Here is a 19,832-nt window from a genome sequence, read left to right as displayed (position 1 = left end):
TCGGCGGGCCAACACCTCCTCGCTGATGACAGGACACACCATGACCATGACCTTCCGCGGCGCCAGCGTGCTGGCCCTTGCCGTTGCCGGTGCGCTCGCTGCGCCGCTCGCCCAGGCGCAGACCCACAGCGCCGCCGACACCCCCGCCGCGCAGAGCCAGAGCGTCGCCGGCGTCGTCCTCGACGATCAGGGCCGCGGCCTGCCCGGGGCCCGCGTCACCATCGTCGAAACCGGCGCTCAGGCGGTGACCGATCGCCAGGGCTATTTCACGTTTGCCACCGCGCCGGTGGCGGGCGACGTGACCTTGCAGGTCGATTATATCGGACGCGAGACCTTCACTCAGCGCATCGCGCCGGAAGAACGCGGCAACGCGGTGCTGGTCGCGCCGGGCGAGGCAACGATCATCGTCACCGGCGCCATCGCCAGCGGCACTGTCCGCGCGCTCAACCAGCAGCGCAATGCCGACAATGCCACCAATGTGCTGTCCGCCGACGATGTCGGCCGCTTCCCCGACCCCAACATCGCCGAGGCGCTGCAGCGTGTTGTCGGCATTTCGATTGAGCGCGACCAGGGCGAAGGCCGCTATATCAATGTGCGCGGCGCACCGGCGGAATTTTCGGCGGTCGCGGTCGATGGCGTGGCGGTCTCCGCGCTCGATCCGACGACCCGTGCGGTCGATCTCGACACGCTGCCCTCGGATATCATCAATTCGCTCGAAGTGACCAAGACGCTGCTGCCCAGCCAGAATGCCGATTCGATCTCGGGGGCGATCAACGTGGTCACCCGCTCGGCGTTCGATAGCCGCCGGTCGCGGTTCAATGCTTCGTTCGGCGGCAGCATCAACCAGTATGGCGGCAGCGACGTTCGCGGTTCGGCCTTCGCCAGCACTCGCTTCGGCGCTGATCGCAATCTCGGCGTCGTCGTCTCGGGCAGCTATTCGCGCACCGACCGCCAGGTCGATAACGTCGAAAGCGTCTGGGACGTGCTGACCCGGCCCGAAGGGGGCGAGGTGTTCGGCATTATCGAAAACCTGTTCAAGGATTACGACACGCGGCGCGAACGCTGGGCGGTGACCGGCGGGATCGAAGCCAAGCCGACGCCGGAATCGCGGATTTATCTGCGCGGCTCGTTTGCCCGGTTCAAGGATGACGAATTCCGCAACCGGCTGGGGATCATCTGGGAAGATGGCGAGCTTCAGCCCGGCGCGACGGATACCACCGCCACCTTCACGAAGGCGCGGCTTGAGAAGCAGTTCCGCCACCGCGTTCAGCAGAACGAAATCCTGACGGTGACTGCCGGGGGCGAACATCGCCTGGGTACGGCGCTGGTCGACTACAGCGGCAGCTACAGCACGTCGGACCAGTTCTATCCCCGGCGTAACGAGCTGCTGTTCCGCTCGTCGCTGCGCCCGACGCTGAGCTACGATTACAGCAACCCCGACAATCCGGCCTTCTCGCTGTTCCGCACCGGCGAACATCTGCAGACGGATCGGTATGCGTTCCGCGAAAACACCTTCCGCAACAACATCACCAATAACGAGGAATGGAGCGCGCGCGGCAACATTGCGTTGCCGGTGCCGATGGGTGCGAACGAGCTGGAACTGCGGGCCGGTGTCGCCTGGCGTGACCGCACTGTGGTAGCTGACGAGGAACGCCAGCGTGACCGGGCGGCAGGATCGGCCCCGGCGCTGACGCTGCCCCAGATGCTGTCGGGCCAGCCGTCGCAGAATTACGATTACTTCCTGGGCCGGAAGATCAATCCGGACCTCGCCAATGCCTATCTCGACGCGCAGCGCAGCCGGTCGCCGCGCCGTATGCCCGATTCGATCACGGCCGATTACACCGCCGATGAACAGATCCTCGCCGGCTATGTCATGGCGCGGGCCGATTTCGGCGCGACCGATGTGATCGCCGGCGTGCGTGTTGAACGCACGGCATTCGATGGTGCGGCGCCGACCTTCAACGACGATACGGGTGCGATTGGCGAGGCGGCGGCCAGCGCCCGATACACCAATGTGTTCCCCAACCTCACCATCCGCCACGCCTTCACCGAAAACCTGCTGCTGCGCGCGGCGCTCACGCGGGGGATCAACCGGCCGAACTTTGTCGATCTGGTGCCCCGGGTGGTGGAAGAAACCGATGGCAACGTGATCGTCGTCGAGAGCGGCAACCCCGAATTGCAGCCGACGCTGTCGAACAATGCTGATCTGGCGCTCGAATATTATGTCGAGCCGCTGGGGCTGATTTCGATCGCCGGGTTCTACAAGGATCTGTCGGATTACCGCTACACGCTGACGCGGGCGGGCACCTATCGGGGGCAGGACGCGCTGTTCACCCGCCCGGAAAACGCGCCGGACGGCTCGCTTTACGGGTTTGAGGTGGCGTGGAACCAGAAGTTTACTTTCCTCCCCGGCTTCCTCAGCCATTTCGGGGTGTTTGCCAACTACACCTATACCGAAGCCGACATCAACGTGGCCTCGCCCTATGCCGGGCGCAGCGTGTTCCCGCTGCCGGGCCAGTCGAAGCACACCTACAACGCCTCGGTATATTTCGAGAACGATACGCTGAGCGCGCGGCTGAGCTACACCGACCGCTCGGATTATCTCGACGAGATCAATGCGGATGTTCCGGCAATGGACCTTTACTGGGAAGGGCGCGGGCAGCTCGACTTCACGGCCAGCGCGCAGGTGACGCCCAACTTCACCGCCTTTTTCGAAGCCAAGAATCTGACCAATTCGCCCGGCGTGCGCTATTTCGGCAGCCGCGAGCGGGTGTATGAATATGAACGCTTCGGCTACACGCTGTTCAGCGGGATCAAGCTGAACTTCTGAGCGCTCCCTTGCCATACCCGCGCCTGCACAGCATGGCGCGGGTATGCCGTTCGCCGCGACCATCCTGACGCTTTACCCCGAGATGTTTCCCGGCCCGCTGGGCGTCTCGCTCGCCGGGCGGGCGCTGGCGGCGGGGACCTGGTCGCTCGAGGCGGTGCAGATCCGCGATTTTGCAACCGATCGCCACCGGACGGTGGATGATACGCCCGCGGGCGGCGGGGCGGGGATGGTGCTGCGCGCCGATGTGGTCGCCCGCGCGGTCGATCATGCCGCGGCGCTTGCGCCCGCGATCCCGATCCTCGCGATGACCCCCCGCGGCGCGCCGCTGACGCAGGAACGGGTGCGGGCGCTGGCGGTGGGGCCGGGAGTCACCATCCTGTGCGGCCGGTTCGAAGGGTTCGACGAACGCCTGTTCGACGCCCGCCCGGCTATCGAGCAGGTGAGCCTTGGCGACATCATCCTGTCGGGCGGCGAGCCGGCGGCGCTGGCGCTGCTCGATGCTTGCATTCGGCTGCTTCCCGGCGTAATGGGCGCCCCCGACAGCGGAGCCGAGGAATCCTTCGAGGAAGGGCTGCTCGAATATCCGCACTATACCCGACCATTCGAATGGGAAGGGCGCACGATCCCTGAAGTGCTGCGATCGGGGGATCATGCGAAGATCGCTGCGTGGCGCAAGGCACGCAGGGAACAGGACACACGGTTACGCAGGCCGGACCTTTGGGAGCGCTACAGTGGCGCTCGGGCCCGACCTGCCTCTGATGCGCAGCGCGAAACGAAGGAACCGGACCAGTGAACCTGATCCAGCAACTCGAAGCCGAAGCCATTGCCTCGCTGTCCGATGGCAAGGATATTCCCGAATTCCGCCCGGGTGACACCGTGCGCGTCGGCGTGAAGGTGATCGAAGGCACGCGCGAACGTGTGCAGAACTTCGAAGGCGTCGTCATCGCCCGCTCGAACCGCGGGATGGGCAGCAATTTCACCGTCCGCAAGATGAGCTTTGGCGAAGGGGTGGAACGCGTGTTCCCGCTTTATGCGCCGATCGTCGAAAGCATCACCGTGGTCCGCCGCGGCATCGTGCGCCGGGCCAAGCTTTATTATCTGCGCGGCCGCACCGGCAAGCGCGCGCGTATCGCCGAACGCCGCGAAAACGCGCCCAAGGCCAGCTGAGCCGGCCATATCGCATCAGCGATTGCAAGGGGGCGTTCCGGCAGGGCCGGGGCGCCCCTTTTCTTTCCCCCCGCCGTCCCATAGGGCAGGCGGGCAGCAGCCAGCGGAGTGCACATCAAGATGGGTTATCGCGTCGTCGTCGTCGGGGCCACGGGCAATGTCGGGCGCGAAATGCTCGCCATTCTGGCCGAACGCGAATTCCCGGTGGACGAGGTCGCCGCTGTTGCCAGCAGCCGTTCCACCGGGAGCGAGGTCGAATTCGGCGAAACCGGCCGGATGCTCAAGGTCAGGAATATCGAACATTTCGATTTCACCGGCTGGGATATCGCGCTGTTCGCCGTCGGCAGCGGGCCGACCCAGATCTACGCCCCCAAGGCGGCCAGCCAGGGCTGCGTGGTGATCGACAATTCCTCGCTCTACCGGATGGACCCCGACGTGCCGCTGATCGTGCCCGAGGTGAACCCCGAGGCGATCGACGGCTATACCGCGCGCAATATCATCGCCAATCCCAACTGCTCGACCGCGCAGCTGGTCGTCGCGCTGAAGCCGCTGCACGATGCGGCGACGATCAAGCGGGTGGTCGTCTCGACCTATCAGTCCGTCTCGGGCGCGGGCAAGGAAGGCATGGACGAGCTGTTCGAACAGAGCCGCGCGATCTTCGTCGGCGACGAGATCGAACCGCGGAAGTTCACCAAGCAGATCGCGTTCAACGTCATCCCGCATATCGACAGCTTCATGGACGACGGCTCGACCAAGGAAGAATGGAAGATGGTGGTCGAGACCAAGAAGATCCTCGACCCCAACATCAAGCTCAACGCCACCTGCGTGCGAGTCCCGGTGTTCGTCGGCCATTCCGAAGCGGTCAATATCGAGTTCGAGCGGGAGCTGTCGGCCAAACAGGCGCAGGACATTCTGCGCGAGGCGCCTGGCGTGATGCTGATCGACAAGCGCGAGGATGGCGGATACGTTACCCCAGTCGAGGCAGCAGGTGACGGCGCCACCTATGTCAGCCGCGTGCGCGAGGATCCCACGGTCGATAGCGGCCTCACCCTGTGGTGCGTCAGCGACAATCTGAGGAAGGGCGCAGCGCTGAACGCGGTGCAGATCGCCGAACTGCTCGGCCGGCGGCACCTGAAGAAAGGCTGAGCGGGCGGTGCTGTCGGCCGATCTGTTTGTCAGCTTTCGCAGCCCCTATTCCTACCTCGCGCTCGGCCGCTATCGCGAGCTGGCCGAAACGCGCGCCGTTACCATCACGCTGCGGCCGGTCTATCCACTAGCCATTCGCCAGCCCGACTTCTTCGAACGCAATCATCCGCTGTGGCTGCGCTATACCATGCTCGACGTGCTGCGGGTGGCGCAGTTTGAGGGTATCGCGTTTGGCCCGCCGCGCCCCGATCCGATCGTGCAGGACCGCGCGACCCGCGCGATTGCATCCGAACAGCCCTATATTCGCCGGGTGACGCGGCTGGGGCAGGCGGCCGCCCGGCGGGGGGCGGGCCTTGCCTTCGCGCACGAGGCGGGCAGGCTGATCTGGGGCGGGCAGGAAGGCTGGCACGAAGGGCCGCACCTTGCCGGCGCGCTCACCCGCGCCGGCCTCGACCCCGCCGAGGTGGAAGCCGAAATCGCCGCCGAACCGGACGCGCTCGACAGCGAGATCGCCGCCAACCAGCAGGCATTGGAAGCTGCCGGCCACTGGGGCGTGCCGACACTGGTGTTCGATGGCGAGCCGTTCTTCGGGCAGGACCGCATCGCCCTGGCGATCTGGCGGATGGAGCAGAAGGGATTGCGGGCGCGATGAAGGGCGAACTTACCGGCGGCTGCCTGTGCGGGCAGGTCCGTTATCGGCTGACCAACGAGTTTCGCATGCTGCCCTATGCGTGCCACTGCACCGATTGCCAGTCGCGCACGGGGAGCGCGTTCAGCGAACATATGCTGGTCGGCACAGGCGACGTCCACCTCGAGGGCGAGACCGATTGCGGATGGTATGTGCAGCCCAGCAGGGCGAAATCGCAGATTGTCGGCTGCGCCCAATGCAAGACCCGCATCTATGCGATCAACGATGAACGACCCGGCATGGCGAGCCTGCGCTGCGGCACGCTCGATCGCAGCGCCGAGGTGGAGCCCCATGCCCATATCTGGGTACGCAGCAAGCAACCGTGGATCGTTCTCCCTCCCGACGCGCTGGTGATGGCGGAACAGCCGCGCACGAACGAGGAATGGATGGCGCTGGTCTGGCCGAAATGAGCAATCCCGCGAAGTCGCACATCACCTCGTTCGACGGCACCAGCCTTGCGCTGCACAGGCTGGGTGAGGGGCGCCCGGTTATCCTGCTGCACGGGCTGTTTTCCGATGCGCGGACCAACTGGATCAAATTCGGCACCGCGCAGGCGCTGGCCGAGGCGGGCTTTGCCGCGATCATGCCCGATCTGCGCGCGCACGGCGACAGCGCGCATCCGCACGATCCCGCCGCCTATCCGGTCGATGTGCTGGTGCGCGATGTGGCGGCGCTGGTGGATCGGCTGGGGCTGACGGATTACGATCTGGTCGGCTTCTCGCTCGGCGCGCGCACGGCGGCGCGGGCCGTGGTTGCCGGGCTTCACCCGCGCCGGCTGGTGCTGGGCGGGATGGGGCTTGAGGGGCTCGCCGGCTGGGCGCGGCGCAGCGCCTTCTTCATCGACGCGATCGACCGGTTCGACACCGTGCGGCAGGGCGATCCGGCGTTCTTCGCAGTCAGCTTCATGAAAACGCAAAAGGTCGACCGGGTCGCCGCGCGGCTGTTGCTGCAATCGGTCGGCGATACCGATCCGGCCGAGCTGGCGCGGATAACCATGCCGACGCTAGTGCTGTGCGGGCGCGAGGACCGCGACAACGGTTCGCCCCATGCGCTGGCCGAAGCGCTGGGCGATGCCGCGCTGGTCGAGATCCCCGGCACCCATATGAGCAGCGTCACCAAGCCCGAACTGGGGGAGGAAATCGTCCGCTTTCTCAGCGCCCCTTGATTCGGCGCGGGTGGCGGTTCAGACCGGGCGCAATAGTCGAAAATTGGTTGAGGGTTACCCCGATGAAACTTGCCCCCGCGCTAGCCGCCATTGCCGTATCGCTTGCCACCTCCGCCTGCGCGCAAGCCTTGGCCGAACCGATCTCGACGCCGGCGGCTCCGGTCAGCACCGCCGCCACAGACACGGGCTCACCGGCCTATCCGATGACGCCGGAAGGCGCCGCGCAATTCGTCGCCGCGGTGGAAAAGGACCTGGCTGATTTCACCGTCCAGGCGGGCCGAGTGGCGTGGGTCAACAACACCTATATCACCGAAGATACCGATGCGCTGAATGCGCGTATCGGTGCCGAGGGGACCGAAAAGACCGTCCGCTATGCGCTCGACGCGGCGCGCTATGCCCGCGTGGCGGGGCTCGACCCGGTGGTGGCGCGCAAGCTCGACATTCTGCGGAACGGGATCGTCCTGCCCGCGCCGACCACCGCGGGCGCGGCGACCGAATTGAACGAGATCGCGACCCGGCTCAATTCCGCTTACGGGCGCGGCAAGGGGACGCTGAACGGGCGGGAGATCAACGGGTCCGACATTGAAGCCGAGATGGGCAATATCAACCGCACCCCGGCGGAACTCGCCGAGATGTGGACCAGTTGGCACAACAATGTCGGCGCGCCGATGCGGACCGATTATGCGCGGATGGTCGAGATCGCCAATCAGGGCGCGGGCGAACTGGGCTTCCGCGATGTCGGCGCGATGTGGCGCTCGGGCTATGATATGCCGGCCGACGATTTCGCCGCCGAAACCGAGCGGCTGTGGCAGGAAGTGCGGCCCCTCTACGAGAGCCTGCACACCTATGTCCGCTGGAAACTGAACGAGAAATATGGCGACGCGGTGCAGCCGCCGACCGGCCCGATCCGCGCCGATCTGCTCGGCAATATGTGGGCGCAGGAATGGGGCAATATCTATCCGCTGGTGGCGCCGGCAGGCGCAGGCGACATTGGCTATGATCTGACCGAGCTGATCGAGAAGAAGGGTTATAGCCCGACCGATATGGTGCGCGTGGGCGAAGGGTTCTTCTCCTCGCTGGGCTTTGAACCGCTGCCGCAGAGCTTCTGGCAGCGTTCGATGTTCGTCAAGCCCGCCGACCGCGAGGTGGTCTGCCATGCGAGCGCGTGGAATATCGACAATGTCGACGATCTGCGGATCAAGATGTGCATCAAGCCCAATGCCGATGATTTCATCACCATCCATCACGAGCTGGGGCACAATTATTATCAGCGGGCCTATAATGGTCAGAGCTTCCTGCATCTGAACGGCGCCAATGACGGGTTCCACGAGGCGATCGGCGATGCCATCGCGCTGTCGATCACGCCCGAATATCTGGTGCAGATCGGCCTGCTTGATCGTGCCCAGGTACCCAGCGCCGACAAGGATATCGGGCTGCTCTTGCGCCAGGCGATGGACAAGGTGGCCTTCCTGCCCTTCGGCCTGTTGGTCGATCGCTGGCGCTGGGGGGTGTTCGACGGCTCGATTGCGCCGGCGCAATATAACACCGCGTGGACCGATCTGCGGCGGCAATATCAGGGCATCACACCGCCCACTGCGCGACCGGCCGATGCGTTCGATCCGGGCGCGAAATATCACATTCCGGGGAACACGCCCTATACCCGCTATTTCCTCGCCCGGATTCTGCAGTTCCAGTTCTATCAGGCGGCGTGCCAGCAGGCCGGGTGGACGGGGCCGCTCCACCGCTGCTCGTTCTATGGCAACCGGCAGGTCGGCGAACGGATGAACGCGATGTTGGAAATGGGCGCCTCGCGGCCCTGGCCCGACGCGCTCGAAGCGTTCACCGGCACCCGCCAGATGAGCGGTCGCGCAATGATAGAATATTTCGCCCCCTTGCAATCCTGGCTCAACGAACAAAACCGCGGCAAACCGACCGGCTGGTAACGCCCCGCGCGCGGTGTGCCGGTGAAGCGCGACCTGATCATGCTGGGCTGGCGCGAGATGGTGGCCTTGCCCGATCTCGGCATCGAGGGCGCGCAGGCCAAGATCGACACGGGCGCGCGCACCTCCGCCCTGCACGCACACGTGCTCGAAACCTTCCGCAAGGGTGAGCGCGAATATGTCCGCTTCGCAATCGATTATGCCCCGCAGAAGGTGCAGCAGGTGTGCGAGGCAATCAGGGTGGATCGACGGACGATTACCAGCTCCAACGGCGAGGCCGAGGAGCGGCTTATCGTCAAGACGCAGATCCGCATCGGCGACACCGCCTTCCGCGCCGAATTCAGTCTCGCGGACCGGTCGGACATGGTATTCCCGATCCTGATCGGGCGTACGGCGCTCCGCAGCCGATTCGTCGTCAACCCGGCGCGGTCGTACCTGCAATCACCCGCCCGCGCCCGGAAACGCATACTCGGATGATGGCCAACCTATGAAAATCGCCATGCTCGCGCGCAATGCCGAGCTTTATTCGCATCAACGCCTGGTCGAGGCGGCCGAAGCGCGTGGGCATTCGCTCGACGTGCTCAATACGCTGCGCTGCACGGTGCAAATCGCCTCGCATCGTCCGACGGTGAGCTATAACGGGCAGGTGCTGACAGGCTATGACGCGGTCATTCCGCGCATCGGCTCGTCTATCACCCAATACGGCCTCGCAATTTTACGCCAGTTCGAGATGGGCGGCGTCTGGCCGCTCAATGAAAGTGTCGCGATCGGCCGCAGCCGCGACAAGCTGCGGTCGATGCAGATCCTCGCCAAGCATGGCCTCGGCTTGCCGCTGACCGCATTCGCTCACGATCCGCGCCAGACCGATGAGGTCATTCAGGCAGTCGGCGGAGTGCCGGTGGTGATCAAGCTTCTCGAAGGCACACAGGGCATTGGCGTGGTCCTCGCAGAAACGCTCAGCAGCGCAAAATCGGTCATTGAGGCGTTCAGAGGGGCCAATGTGAACATCCTGGTGCAGGAGTTCATCAAGGAAGCCGGGGGCACCGACATCCGCGCCTTCGTGATCGGGGGCAAGGTCGTTGCGGCGATGAAGCGCACCGGCGCGCCTGACGATTTCCGTTCGAACCTTCACCGCGGCGGCAGCGCCGAGGTGGTCAAGATCACTCCGGAAGAACGCTCAAGCGCGGTGCGTGCTGCACGCTGGATGGGGCTTAACGTCTGCGGCGTCGATATGCTGCGGTCCAATCATGGCCCGGTGATCATGGAGGTGAATTCGTCGCCCGGTCTTGAAGGCATCGAGGAGGCCACCGGCAAGGACATCGCCGGCATGATCATTCGCTTCATCGAGGACAACGCCAGGGCGGGCAAGACCCAAACGCGTGGCAAGGGATAGGCCTAACGGAACGGCGGCTCGTTGAAGGCGCGTAACTTGCGGCTGTGCAGCCGCTGGCCCTCCTCACGCAGCTTCTGGCACGCCGTGATCCCGATCTGAAGGTGCGCAGCAATTGCCTGCTCGTAGAAGCGGTTGGCCTGGCCGGGCAGCTTGATCTCGCCATGCAGCGGCTTGTCGCTGACGCACAACAGTGTGCCATAGGGGACACGGAACCGATAACCCTGTGCCGAGATCGTCGCACTCTCCATATCGATCCCGACCGCGCGGCTGAGCGACAGGCGGCGCGCCGAGCTGGTATAGCGCAGCTCCCAGTTGCGATCGTCGGTGGTTACCACCGTCCCCGTTCGCATACGGTGCTTGAGGTTTTCGCCGTGTTGGCCTGACACCTCCTCCGCGGCCGAAGCGAGAGCCTGTTGCACCTCGGCAATGGCGGGCAAGGGGATTTCCGGCGGCAGAACGTGATCGAGCACGTGATCGTCCCGCAGATAAGCGTGCGCGAGCACGAAATCGCCAATCTTCTGGGTCGGGCGCAATCCGCCGCAATGTCCGATCATCAACCACGCTTCAGGACGCAGCACCGCCAGATGGTCAGTGATTGTCTTGGCGTTGGACGGCCCGACGCCGATATTGACCAGCGTGATGCCGCTGCGGTTCTCACCTATAAGATGGTAGGCAGGCATCTGGTGCCGCCGCCATGCGGTGTCGGACAATTGCAGACGGGCATTTTCGGTTGGCTTGTCGATGTAGAGGCCGCCGGCACCGGCGAGCGCGATGTACCCGTCACGCCCGACCTGCGCGCCGGCGCGGTCGACGAACTCGTCGACATAGCGATGGTAGTTGGTGAACAGTACATAGCGCTGGAAATGGCGCGGATCAGTGCCGGTATAGTGTGCCAATCGTGCGAGGCTGAAATGAGTGCGTAGCCCATCGAACAGCGACAGCGGATAGGTGCCGGTCGCTTCGTCCAGTTCGATGCCGTCAGCCAGCTCGTCACCGATCAGCGCAAGCTCGGTTGCCGGGAAATGGCGTGCGAGCTGTTGGGGGCTGATCCCTGCCAGTTCGGCGCCGGCGCCCCCATCCAGTACATAGGGAAACGGGATTTCCTGCCGCGAAGGGCGGACTTCAATCCGGACGTCATGGTCCTCGGCGATCAGCGACAATTGCTCGCTGAGATAGTCGGCGAATAGTTCCGGATGCGTGACCGTGGTAGTGTAGGTCCCGGGCTGGTTCAGCCGGCCAAACGCGATGCTTCGGGCGGTTTTGGGCGGGCCACCGTCAAAATGAAGCAGCAGTTCGGGATAGGCATAGCTGCCATCGCCCCTGCGGGCTTCGGGCGGGATGGTTCCGCTGCGGGCAAAAGCCAGAATATCGCTCCGCAGGCGCTCCACGGCTTCAGCGTAAATGGTGCCGAGCTGGGCAATTATCTTTTCAGGATGGTCCATCGGCAGCGCGCTTAGCGCGGCTTGTGCGACATTTCAAAGTTCGCTGGTGACCCTCGCCATTGCGCCGGGCAGTATGGCGGGAATGGACAGCAACGATCATCCCATGCGCCAGGATCGCCTCCCGAACCATCATGCTCTGCTCCGCACGGATCGGCTGTTGGCGATCCTGCTGTTCGCGTTCGGACTGTTGTTGGCCGGGCGGGTGTCGCTGCACGAACATCCCCAACATAATCCGCTGGTTCCGCTCAACCTTAACCATCCGCTGGGCTGGGCAACGCAGCGCAAATTCGCCGCGCTGCGTGGCGACCCATTGCAATGCCGCATGGTTCTGGACCGCAGCGCAGTCGCATATGTCGAACGTCACCCGGCGGGCGCTGGTCCATGCCTTAGAGCGGACCGGATCGTGCTGGAGGATGCCGCGCTCGCTCCGAGCAATGCGGATACCACTTGCGCAGTGGCAGCCGGGCTCGCCCAATGGGAGGCGCAGATCGTTGCACCCGCCGCCCGCGACATATTGGGCAGCGAACTGACGCGGATCGAGCATCTGGGCACGTATGCCTGTCGGCGGCTTTATGGGCGCACGCAGGGCGCGTGGAGCCAGCACGCAACCGGTAATGCGATCGACATTTCAGCGTTCGTATTGGCGGATGGGCGGCGCGTCTCGGTGCTGGAGGATTGGACCGACCTTGGTCCAAAGGGACAGTTTTTGCGGACGGTGCGGGATGGGGCCTGCATTCGCTTCGCGACGGTGCTGTCGCCGGCCTATAACGCTGCGCACGCCGACCATTTTCACCTCGACCAGCAGGAACGGGGGTGGGGCGGGGTGTGCCGGTAGCGTCTAGCCCTCGATCGCGTAGCCGGCGCTGCGCACGGTGCGTATCGGATCGCGTGCGCCGCTAATCTCGATTGCTTTGCGCAGGCGGCGGATATGCACGTCCACGGTCCGCAACTCGATGTCGCTGCCCGTTCCCCAGACACCGTCAAGCAATTGGCCACGGCTGAACACACGGCCGGGGCTTTCCATTAGGAATTTGAGAAGGCGATATTCGGTTGGGCCGAGTTGTAATGGTTCGCCCCGGCGCTGAACCTTGTGTGCGACGGGGTCGAGGCGCAGATCCCCGACCTCAATGGCTTCACCGGCCAGCGCGGGGCGGATGCGGCGCATCACGGCAGCGACGCGGGCGAGAAGTTCGCGCGGCGAGAACGGTTTGGTCAGATAATCGTCGGCGCCCGTTTCGAGGCCGCGAATACGGTCGTCCTCGGCCTCGCGCGCAGTCAGCATGATGACCGGAACGTGCGCCGTTTCCTTGTCGCGGCGCAGCCGGCGACAGACCTCGATCCCGCTCGTGCCCTCGATCATCCAGTCGAGAATGACGAGGTCAGGCAGCTCTTCGGCAGCCATCATTAGCGCCTCGTCACCATCGGCGGTCACGCGCACACGGTAGCCCTCGTTGCGGAAGCGGTATTCCAGCAATTCGGCGAGCGCCGGGTCGTCTTCGACCAGAAGCAGTTTTGCGGAGTTCATGAGGCGGTCCGATATGACATCTACCGCGCCCGTTTATGGCAGGTTTGCGACAGTTCCGTGTCAGTCCGCATCCGCAGGATAATCGCCTGTTGCGGCAAAGTGCACCATCTCGGCTACGTTGGTTGCATGGTCGCCGATCCGTTCGATGTTCTTGGCGACGAACAGCAATTGCGCGGCGCTGGAAATCGTTGCCGGGTTCTCGACCATGTAGCTGACGAGGTTGCGGAAGATCGAATTGTAGAAATTGTCCACCCGTTCATCCGCCGCGATCACCTCCCGCGCCAGCACCGGATCGCGCGCGGCATAGGCGGTGAGCACGTCGTGGACCATTTCAGCCGCCAACTCGCCCATGGCGGGCAGCAGGGTGAGCGGCTCGAACTGCTTGCGAACATCGATCTGGCCTACGCGCTTGGCGATATTCTTCGAATAATCGCCAATCCGCTCGATGACCCCGGCGATCTTGAGCGCGGCAATGACTTCGCGCAGATCGTCGGCCATGGGCGCGCGCAGGGCGATAATCCGAACCGCCATGCGGTCGACTTCGGCTTCCAGCGAATCGATCTTCTTGTCGCGGCGAACGACCTTGTCGGCGAGTTCGAGATCGCCCTTGATCAGCGAATCAAGCGCTTCCTGAATCGACAGCTCCGCCAGTCCGCCCATCTCGGCGATGAGCCCGCGGAGGCGGGTGATGTCTTCGTCGAAGGCTTTTACTGTGTGTTCGGCCATTTATTGTTTCCTCACCCGTAGCGTCCGGTGATGTAATCCTTGGTGCGTTCTTCGAGCGGGTTGGTGAAGATGTCCGAGGTGCGGCCGTATTCGACGATCTGGCCGAGGTGGAAGAACGCAGTCCGCTGCGAGACGCGGGCTGCCTGCTGCATGGAATGTGTAACGATTACAATGGCATAGCTGCCGCGCAATTCGTCGATCAATTCCTCGATCCGAGCGGTGGCGATGGGGTCGAGGGCCGAGCACGGCTCGTCCATCAGGATGACTTCGGGATCGACCGCGATCGCGCGGGCGATGCACAGGCGCTGCTGCTGCCCGCCAGACAGAGCGGTGCCGCTGTCGGTCAGCCGGTCCTTCACCTCGTCCCACAGGCCGGCGCGGCGCAGCGAGCTTTCGACCACCGCGTCGAGTTCCGGCTTGCCCTGCGCGAGGCCATGAATGCGCGGGCCGTAGGCGATATTCTCGTAGATCGATTTCGGAAACGGATTGGGCTTCTGGAAGACCATCCCGACCCGTGCGCGCAATTGCACCACGTCCATCCCCGAGCGGTAGATATCGTCGCCATCAAGCGCGATCGTCCCTTCGACCCGCGCCGAGGGGATCGTGTCGTTCATCCGGTTGAGCGTGCGCAGAAACGTCGATTTGCCGCAGCCCGACGGCCCGATGAAGGCGGTCACATAGCGGTTGGGAATGTCGATCGAGACATCGTCGATCGCCTTCTTCGCGCCATAGAACACCGACACATCGCGCGCGGTCATCTTGGCATCGACAGGCTCGAGATTGGAATGGATGACGGTCACCAGCTCTTCTCGAAACGGTTGCGCAGATAGATGGCGAGGCCATTCATCAGCAGGAGGAACAGTAACAGCACGATAATCGCCGCGGAGGTGCGTTCGACGAAGCCGCGGCTGATTTCATCGGACCACAGGAAGATCTGCACCGGCAGCACGGTGGCAGGCGAGGTCAGGCCGTCAGGCGGCGCGGCGACAAAGGCGCGCATCCCGATCATCAGCAGCGGCGCGGTTTCGCCCAGCGCGCGGGCCATGCCGATGATCGTGCCCGTCAGGATGCCCGGCAGCGCCAGCGGCAGCACATGGTGGAACACCACCTGCACCGGCGAAGCCCCCACCGCCAGCGCGCCGTCACGGATGGAGGGTGGCACAGCCTTGATCGCATTGCGCCCAGAAATGACGATCACCGGCATGGTCATCAGCGCCAGCGTCATCCCGCCGATCAGCGGCGCGGAGCGGTAATTGGGGAACAGCCACAGGAACACCGCAAGGCCAAGCAGGCCGAAGATGATCGAGGGCACCGCGGCGAGATTGTTGATCGACACCTCGATCACATCGGTCCAGCGATTGCGCGGAGCGAATTCTTCCAGATAGAGCGCCGCCAGCACGCCGACCGGGAACGCCAGCAGCAGCGTCACCGCCATCGTCAGGATCGACCCCTTGAGCGCGCCCCAGATGCCGACTTTCTGCGGATCGGTCGCATCGGCGCGGACGAGGAAACCGGGATCGAACCGCTTGGCGAGCACCCCGCGATCCTTGAGCTGCGCGGCGAGCGCACGCATTTCGGGCGAGCCGTCGCCGTTGAGCCCGGCGGCAAGCTTGGCGCTGGCGGGCAACCAATAGGTCTGCTGCTGGCGCATCAGCGCCGGGTCGTCGGCAATCGCGCCGGCAACTTCGCGCCAGGCCTGATCGTTCAATTCGGCCGCCGCCCCGCTACCGAGTGCAGTTTCAACCTGAAAGGCGACGAATTGCGGCAGCCCCTGCATTTCCATCGACTGTACCGCCTGTTCGCGCGGCAGCGACGGATCAACCGAGACGCCGGCTTCCGCCAGGTTCAGCGGCACCGCCAGTTCGGCCCGCTGGAAGCCGCCGATCCCGTTCAGCGTCATCGACACCAGCAGGAAGGCCAGCATGGCGAGCGAGAACAGGATCGCGGCCAGCCCCGCCGCCTTGAAGCGCCGTTCAGCGGCATAACGCTTCTTCAGCCGCGCTTCGAATGCGGGCGTGCGGGTGGGGGTGCGGCCCGCTTCCGGCGCAGCGCCATTGGCGGGAGCTGGGTTCTGGGCAATCACGTTACTCATAAGCCTCGCGGAACCGCTTGACGACGCGCAGGGCGATGAAATTCAGCGCCAGCGTGATGAGGAACAGGACGAAGCCGAGCGCAAAGGCGCTGAGCGTCGCGGGGTGATCGAAGCTGCCTTCGCCGGTCAGCATGGCGACGATCTGCACGGTCACCGTGGTCATCGCCTCGAGGGGGTTGGCCGACAGATTGGCCGCGGTCGAGGCGGCCATTACCACGATCATGGTTTCGCCGATCGCGCGGCTGATCGCCAGCATCACCCCGGCGACGATGCCGGGCAGCGCAGCGGGCACCAGCACCCGGCGGATCGTTTCGGAGCGGGTGGCGCCCATCGCCAGGCTGCCATCGCGCATTGCCTGGGGCACGGCGGCGATGCTGTCATCCGCCATCGACGAGACGAAGGGGATGATCATCACCCCCATCACCAGCCCGGCGGCCAGCGCGCTTTCGCTCGACGCGCCGGCAATGCCGATATTCTGCGCCAGATCGCGGATCGCCGGGGCCACGGTCAGCGCGGCGAAATAGCCATAGACCACCGTCGGCACCCCGGCGAGAACCTCCAGCGCCGGCTTGATCCAGCGGCGCGCAGCGGGGCTGGCATATTGGGTGAGGTAAATCGCGCTCATCAAGCCCAGCGGGATCGCCACGATCATCGCGATAATGGCACCGATGAAGATCGTGCCCCAGAACAGCGGAATGGCGCCATAACGGCTGCCATCGGGATTGTCGGCGCTGGCCATCGGGTCCGGCCCCCAATGCGTGCCGAACAGGAAATCGAGCGGCGAAACCATCCCGAAGAACCGCGCCGTTTCGAACACCAGACTGGCAAAGATGCCGAGCGTGGTCAGGATCGCCACCATCGAGGCGAGCAGCAGCAGCGCCATCACCGCGCGTTCGACCCGCGTGCGCGCGGCGAAATCGGGCCGCAGCCGCAGGAAGGCGAACGCCCCGCCGGCGAGACCGATGGCGAGGGTGGTGGCGATGCCGATCAGATTGAACCGGCCGATCGCGGCGCGGAACGGTTCGACGAGGCCCGCCGCATCCTGGTTGAACACCGCATTGGCCGCGCCGGTTGCCACCGCACGCGCTTCGGCGAGCATGGTCTGGCGCTGGAAGCCGAAGGCGGGCAGGTTGGCCGCGGCCGGGTCGGCCAGCACCGATTGCATCACCAGTCCGGGGGCGATGGCGGCCCACAAGGCGGCGAACAGCACCATCGGCACCGCGATCCACAGCGCGACATACCAGCCATGATAATTGGGGCGCGCCCTCAGCCGCGCCCCGTCGTCAATCGCCTGAAAACTCCACGCACGGGCCCGCGCCACCAGCCATCCGGCCAGCGCGAGCCCCAATGCGAGCAGTAGCAGGATGGCAGGCGACATCGGGGCCCGTCAGGCTCAGTGCAGGCCTTCGCCGGTCATCACGGTGCCGTCGGTCACCGTCTTTTCACCCGCCGCGCGGACATCATCGGGCGACGCGATCAGGCCGATCCGGGTAAGGATGCCATCCGGCCCCCAGCTGCGGGTCCATTCGGTCAGATATTCGCGCAGACCCGGGATCGCGCCCAGATGCGCCTTCTTGACATAAACATACATCTGCCGCGCCGAGGGGTAGGCACCCGAAGCGATATTGTCATAGGTCGGGGCCGAACCGTCCATCGTCAGGCCCTGCAGCTTCTCGGCATTTTCTTCCAGATAGGAATAGCCGAACACGCCCACGGCCTGCGGATTGCCCTGAATCTTCTGGACGATCAGATTGTCTTGTTCGCCCTGGTCGACATAGGCGCCGTCGCTGCGGACTTCGGTGCACAGCGCCTTGTAGCGATCCTCGTCGCTATCCTTCAGCGCCTTCATTTCGGCATTGGTGGTGCAGCCCACTTCGAGCACCAGTTCCTTCAGCGAATCGCGCGTGCCCGAGGTGGAGGGGGGGCCGTAAACGAGGATCGGCTGGCGCGGCAACGACGGGTCAACGTCCGACCACAGCTTGGCAGTCTGCGGCTGGCCATAGGGGTTGGCCGCAATCGCTTCATAAACAAACTTCGGGGTGAGATTCATCGTGATCCCGCCTTTTGACGAGGCGAAGGCCAGCCCGTCGAGGCCGATCTGCAATTCCATGATGTCGGTAACGCCATTGGCTTTGCAATCGGCAAATTCGCTCGCCTTCATCCGGCGCGAGGCATTGGCGATGTCAGGCGTATTCGGGCCGACACCCTGGCAGAACAGCTTGATCCCGCCGCCGGTACCGGTCGATTCGACCAGCGGCGCCTTGAACTGGCTGTTGCTGCGCGCAAACGCTTCGGCAACCGCCTTGGCGAAGGGATAGACGGTCGATGAGCCGACCGCTCGGATGGAATCGCGCGTGCCGCCGCCGGCGCCGCCCGTATCGCCGCAAGCGGCCAGGGCGAGGGCGGACACGGCAGCGAGGCCGAACTTGGTCATCAAACGCATAGGGAACCTCTCAGTTTGCGGCCCGCGCTTAGGCGGCCCATGTGACAAGCGGGTGACAAAAAGGGAAGGGCGCAGGCGTCAGAAATCCACCTGTCCGCGAATGCCCAGTGCATCGACCGCATAATTGCGGTTGCCGCCGGTACCGGGATGGATCGCGCCATTGTACCACAGGCGGGCGTAATTCATCGTCAGGCGGGTGTTGGCGGTCGGCGTCCACACCAGCGCGAGGCCCATCCCGTCCTGCACCCCGCCGGCAATCCCGGCCGACCGGTCCGTCAGGTCGAGCCGGTCATAACGCGCGTTGATCTGCACCGCGCCGATGCCGCCCTGGCCGAGCGGGTGTTTCGGTTTTACCCGGTCGAACTTGGCGCCCTTGTAACCGCGGGTATCGCCCGGCGTCAGGAACACGCCCGCGTCGGCATAGGCGCCGAAGAAGCCGGCGCTGTCGGTGCCGGGGCGCTGGACCCGCTGCCAATAGGTTTCGGCGGCGGCGTGGAACGGGCCGCGCATGGCGGCCGCTTCCAGCCCTGCGCCCAGCTCGCTGGTGGCGGCGATGGTGCTTGTATCGACGAAACGGATATCGGTGAAATGGACCAGCGGGCGCTGGCGGTAGCGGACGGTCTGCTCGTCTCCGAGGCGCGTATAGTGGAGTGAGGCGCCCAGATGCAGGCGAGTGTCGCCCAGTTTGGGGGCGTGAACCGCGCGGCCGTCCACGCTCCACTGGCCGCTACCCATATCATCAAGATTGTCGAGGAACGCGCCGCCCTGCAGCAGCGTGTCGCCGACGGTATACTGGGCCGAGGCGCCGATGCGCCGCTCGAAGCCGAACGCATCGGTGAAGGCGGCGCGCTCGATCTGGCTGGTGAAGCGGCTGCTGGTCAGCTCTTCGAGCGACTGGAAATTGTTGTGCTGGCCCAGCGTCAGTTTGAGCGCACCGTCGGTGTAGGTGACGAAGCCGTCGGTCAGCACCAGATCGTTATCGGCGACGTCGATCTCGGCCTTGAAGCCGGACCCGCCCGGGGCCTCGCCTTCCAGCCCGACGCGCGCACGGCGCAGTTCCGCGCCGTAGCCATCCTTGCGGCCGGTGTCGTCGGGCACCCAGGTGCGGCCGATATCGTAATTGATGCGCCCGAACGGGGTGACGCGCCAGCCGCTGTCGTCGTCCTGCGCGGCGGCGGTGGTGGGCAGGGAAAGGGTCGCGGCGGCGGCGGCAAGGGCGGCGATCAGGCGCATCTGTGACCGGTCCTTGGCAGTGCGATGACGAGAACGTGACGC

19 protein-coding genes are annotated in these 19,832 nt (G+C 64.8%); 11 read left to right on the top strand and 8 right to left on the bottom strand.

Annotation, left to right across the window (positions count from 1 at the left end):
* Window positions 1-40 precede the first annotated feature (40 nt).
* The 10 genes from ILT46_RS05340 to rimK all read left to right on the top strand — a co-directional run bounded on the left by ILT46_RS05340 (window position 41) and on the right by rimK (window position 10,329).
* Window positions 41-2,830: a TonB-dependent receptor gene (locus ILT46_RS05340; protein WP_199503615.1), complete on the top strand. Its 2,790-nt coding sequence runs from the start codon at window positions 41-43 to the stop codon at window positions 2,828-2,830.
* Window positions 2,831-2,873: 43 nt separating this feature from the next.
* Window positions 2,874-3,623, top strand: coding sequence for a tRNA (guanosine(37)-N1)-methyltransferase TrmD (gene trmD / locus ILT46_RS05335; RefSeq protein WP_199503614.1), 750 nt, complete (start codon window positions 2,874-2,876; stop codon window positions 3,621-3,623).
* A complete protein-coding gene (gene rplS, locus ILT46_RS05330; protein WP_370592345.1) occupies window positions 3,620-3,997 on the top strand; it encodes a 50S ribosomal protein L19 in 378 nt (125 codons plus the stop codon). The genes trmD and rplS overlap by 4 nt, the downstream gene beginning before the upstream one ends.
* Window positions 3,998-4,117: 120 nt before the next feature.
* Window positions 4,118-5,143, top strand: a complete 1,026-nt coding sequence (locus tag ILT46_RS05325; RefSeq protein ID WP_199503613.1) for an aspartate-semialdehyde dehydrogenase — start codon at window positions 4,118-4,120, stop codon at window positions 5,141-5,143.
* A gap of 7 nt (window positions 5,144-5,150) precedes the next feature.
* Entirely contained in the window at window positions 5,151-5,795 is a 645-nt protein-coding gene (locus tag ILT46_RS05320; protein WP_199503612.1) for a 2-hydroxychromene-2-carboxylate isomerase, read from the top strand.
* Window positions 5,792-6,241, top strand: coding sequence for a GFA family protein (locus tag ILT46_RS05315; RefSeq protein WP_199503611.1), 450 nt, complete (start codon window positions 5,792-5,794; stop codon window positions 6,239-6,241). Before ILT46_RS05320 ends, ILT46_RS05315 begins: the two co-directional genes overlap by 4 nt.
* On the top strand, window positions 6,238-6,996 hold the full coding sequence (locus tag ILT46_RS05310; protein ID WP_199503751.1) for an alpha/beta fold hydrolase: 759 nt from the start codon (window positions 6,238-6,240) through the stop codon (window positions 6,994-6,996). Before ILT46_RS05315 ends, ILT46_RS05310 begins: the two co-directional genes overlap by 4 nt.
* 62 nt (window positions 6,997-7,058) lie before the next feature.
* Window positions 7,059-8,939, top strand: a complete 1,881-nt coding sequence (locus ILT46_RS05305) for a M2 family metallopeptidase (RefSeq protein WP_199503610.1) — start codon at window positions 7,059-7,061, stop codon at window positions 8,937-8,939.
* A gap of 21 nt (window positions 8,940-8,960) precedes the next feature.
* A complete protein-coding gene (locus tag ILT46_RS05300) occupies window positions 8,961-9,413 on the top strand; it encodes an ATP-dependent zinc protease family protein (RefSeq protein WP_370592344.1) in 453 nt (150 codons plus the stop codon).
* Window positions 9,414-9,423: 10 nt separating this feature from the next.
* The gene (gene rimK / locus ILT46_RS05295; protein ID WP_199503609.1) at window positions 9,424-10,329 is read left to right on the top strand and encodes a 30S ribosomal protein S6--L-glutamate ligase; all 906 of its coding nucleotides are present in this window, start codon (window positions 9,424-9,426) and stop codon (window positions 10,327-10,329) included.
* A 2-nt stretch (window positions 10,330-10,331) separates the two neighbouring features.
* Here rimK and ILT46_RS05290 read toward each other — a convergent pair whose 3' ends face one another.
* A complete protein-coding gene (locus ILT46_RS05290; RefSeq protein ID WP_199503608.1) occupies window positions 10,332-11,771 on the bottom strand; it encodes an AMP nucleosidase in 1,440 nt (479 codons plus the stop codon).
* Between the two features lie 46 nt (window positions 11,772-11,817).
* Between ILT46_RS05290 and ILT46_RS05285 the strand changes: the two genes are divergently transcribed.
* Window positions 11,818-12,606 (top strand): extensin-like domain-containing protein, encoded by a 789-nt coding sequence (locus ILT46_RS05285; protein ID WP_370592343.1) that lies wholly within the window; start codon window positions 11,818-11,820, stop codon window positions 12,604-12,606.
* A 3-nt stretch (window positions 12,607-12,609) separates the two neighbouring features.
* On the opposite strand, the gene phoB is transcribed toward ILT46_RS05285, so the two are convergent.
* From phoB to ILT46_RS05250, 7 genes are all read right to left on the bottom strand, one after another.
* Window positions 12,610-13,296 carry a phosphate regulon transcriptional regulator PhoB gene (phoB, locus tag ILT46_RS05280; protein ID WP_199503607.1) on the bottom strand — a complete coding sequence of 229 codons (687 nt, stop codon included), beginning with the start codon at window positions 13,294-13,296 and terminating at the stop codon, window positions 12,610-12,612.
* Window positions 13,297-13,356: 60 nt separating this feature from the next.
* Window positions 13,357-14,022, bottom strand: coding sequence for a phosphate signaling complex protein PhoU (phoU, locus tag ILT46_RS05275; protein WP_199503606.1), 666 nt, complete (start codon window positions 14,020-14,022; stop codon window positions 13,357-13,359).
* 11 nt (window positions 14,023-14,033) lie between these two features.
* Window positions 14,034-14,780, bottom strand: a complete 747-nt coding sequence (pstB, locus tag ILT46_RS05270) for a phosphate ABC transporter ATP-binding protein PstB (RefSeq protein ID WP_233397043.1) — start codon at window positions 14,778-14,780, stop codon at window positions 14,034-14,036.
* A gap of 38 nt (window positions 14,781-14,818) precedes the next feature.
* A complete protein-coding gene (gene pstA, locus ILT46_RS05265) occupies window positions 14,819-16,114 on the bottom strand; it encodes a phosphate ABC transporter permease PstA (RefSeq protein WP_199503604.1) in 1,296 nt (431 codons plus the stop codon).
* The gene (pstC, locus tag ILT46_RS05260; RefSeq protein WP_199503603.1) at window positions 16,107-17,492 is read right to left on the bottom strand and encodes a phosphate ABC transporter permease subunit PstC; all 1,386 of its coding nucleotides are present in this window, start codon (window positions 17,490-17,492) and stop codon (window positions 16,107-16,109) included. The genes pstA and pstC overlap by 8 nt, the downstream gene beginning before the upstream one ends.
* A 15-nt stretch (window positions 17,493-17,507) precedes the next feature.
* The gene (locus ILT46_RS05255) at window positions 17,508-18,557 is read right to left on the bottom strand and encodes a substrate-binding domain-containing protein (protein ID WP_199503602.1); all 1,050 of its coding nucleotides are present in this window, start codon (window positions 18,555-18,557) and stop codon (window positions 17,508-17,510) included.
* 78 nt (window positions 18,558-18,635) lie between these two features.
* Window positions 18,636-19,790: an OprO/OprP family phosphate-selective porin gene (locus ILT46_RS05250; protein ID WP_199503601.1), complete on the bottom strand. Its 1,155-nt coding sequence runs from the start codon at window positions 19,788-19,790 to the stop codon at window positions 18,636-18,638.
* Window positions 19,791-19,832: the final 42 nt, after the last annotated feature.

The sequence above is a fragment of the Qipengyuania sp. YIM B01966 genome (genome assembly GCF_016461955.1).
GTDB lineage: Bacteria > Pseudomonadota > Alphaproteobacteria > Sphingomonadales > Sphingomonadaceae > QFOP01.
The sequence above is the reverse complement of the archived record's forward strand: the minus strand, read 5'-3'. Positions and strand labels throughout refer to the sequence as shown.

What these genes read in the sequence shown, in the direction of transcription:
- ILT46_RS05315 (WP_199503611.1), top strand. Translation starts at nt 5,792, where the DNA reads ATGAAGGGCGAACTTACCGGCGGCTGCCTGTGCGGGCAGGTCCGTTAT.
- pstA (WP_199503604.1), bottom strand. Translation starts at nt 16,114, where the DNA reads ATGAGTAACGTGATTGCCCAGAACCCAGCTCCCGCCAATGGCGCTGCG.
- rimK (WP_199503609.1), top strand. Translation starts at nt 9,424, where the DNA reads ATGAAAATCGCCATGCTCGCGCGCAATGCCGAGCTTTATTCGCATCAA.
- ILT46_RS05340 (WP_199503615.1), top strand. Translation starts at nt 41, where the DNA reads ATGACCATGACCTTCCGCGGCGCCAGCGTGCTGGCCCTTGCCGTTGCC.
- ILT46_RS05325 (WP_199503613.1), top strand. Translation starts at nt 4,118, where the DNA reads ATGGGTTATCGCGTCGTCGTCGTCGGGGCCACGGGCAATGTCGGGCGC.
- trmD (WP_199503614.1), top strand. Translation starts at nt 2,874, where the DNA reads ATGCCGTTCGCCGCGACCATCCTGACGCTTTACCCCGAGATGTTTCCC.
- pstB (WP_233397043.1), bottom strand. Translation starts at nt 14,780, where the DNA reads ATGACCGCGCGCGATGTGTCGGTGTTCTATGGCGCGAAGAAGGCGATC.
- phoB (WP_199503607.1), bottom strand. Translation starts at nt 13,296, where the DNA reads ATGAACTCCGCAAAACTGCTTCTGGTCGAAGACGACCCGGCGCTCGCC.
- ILT46_RS05310 (WP_199503751.1), top strand. Translation starts at nt 6,238, where the DNA reads ATGAGCAATCCCGCGAAGTCGCACATCACCTCGTTCGACGGCACCAGC.
- pstC (WP_199503603.1), bottom strand. Translation starts at nt 17,492, where the DNA reads ATGTCGCCTGCCATCCTGCTACTGCTCGCATTGGGGCTCGCGCTGGCC.
- ILT46_RS05250 (WP_199503601.1), bottom strand. Translation starts at nt 19,790, where the DNA reads ATGCGCCTGATCGCCGCCCTTGCCGCCGCCGCCGCGACCCTTTCCCTG.
- ILT46_RS05305 (WP_199503610.1), top strand. Translation starts at nt 7,059, where the DNA reads ATGAAACTTGCCCCCGCGCTAGCCGCCATTGCCGTATCGCTTGCCACC.
- phoU (WP_199503606.1), bottom strand. Translation starts at nt 14,022, where the DNA reads ATGGCCGAACACACAGTAAAAGCCTTCGACGAAGACATCACCCGCCTC.
- ILT46_RS05255 (WP_199503602.1), bottom strand. Translation starts at nt 18,557, where the DNA reads ATGCGTTTGATGACCAAGTTCGGCCTCGCTGCCGTGTCCGCCCTCGCC.
- ILT46_RS05290 (WP_199503608.1), bottom strand. Translation starts at nt 11,771, where the DNA reads ATGGACCATCCTGAAAAGATAATTGCCCAGCTCGGCACCATTTACGCT.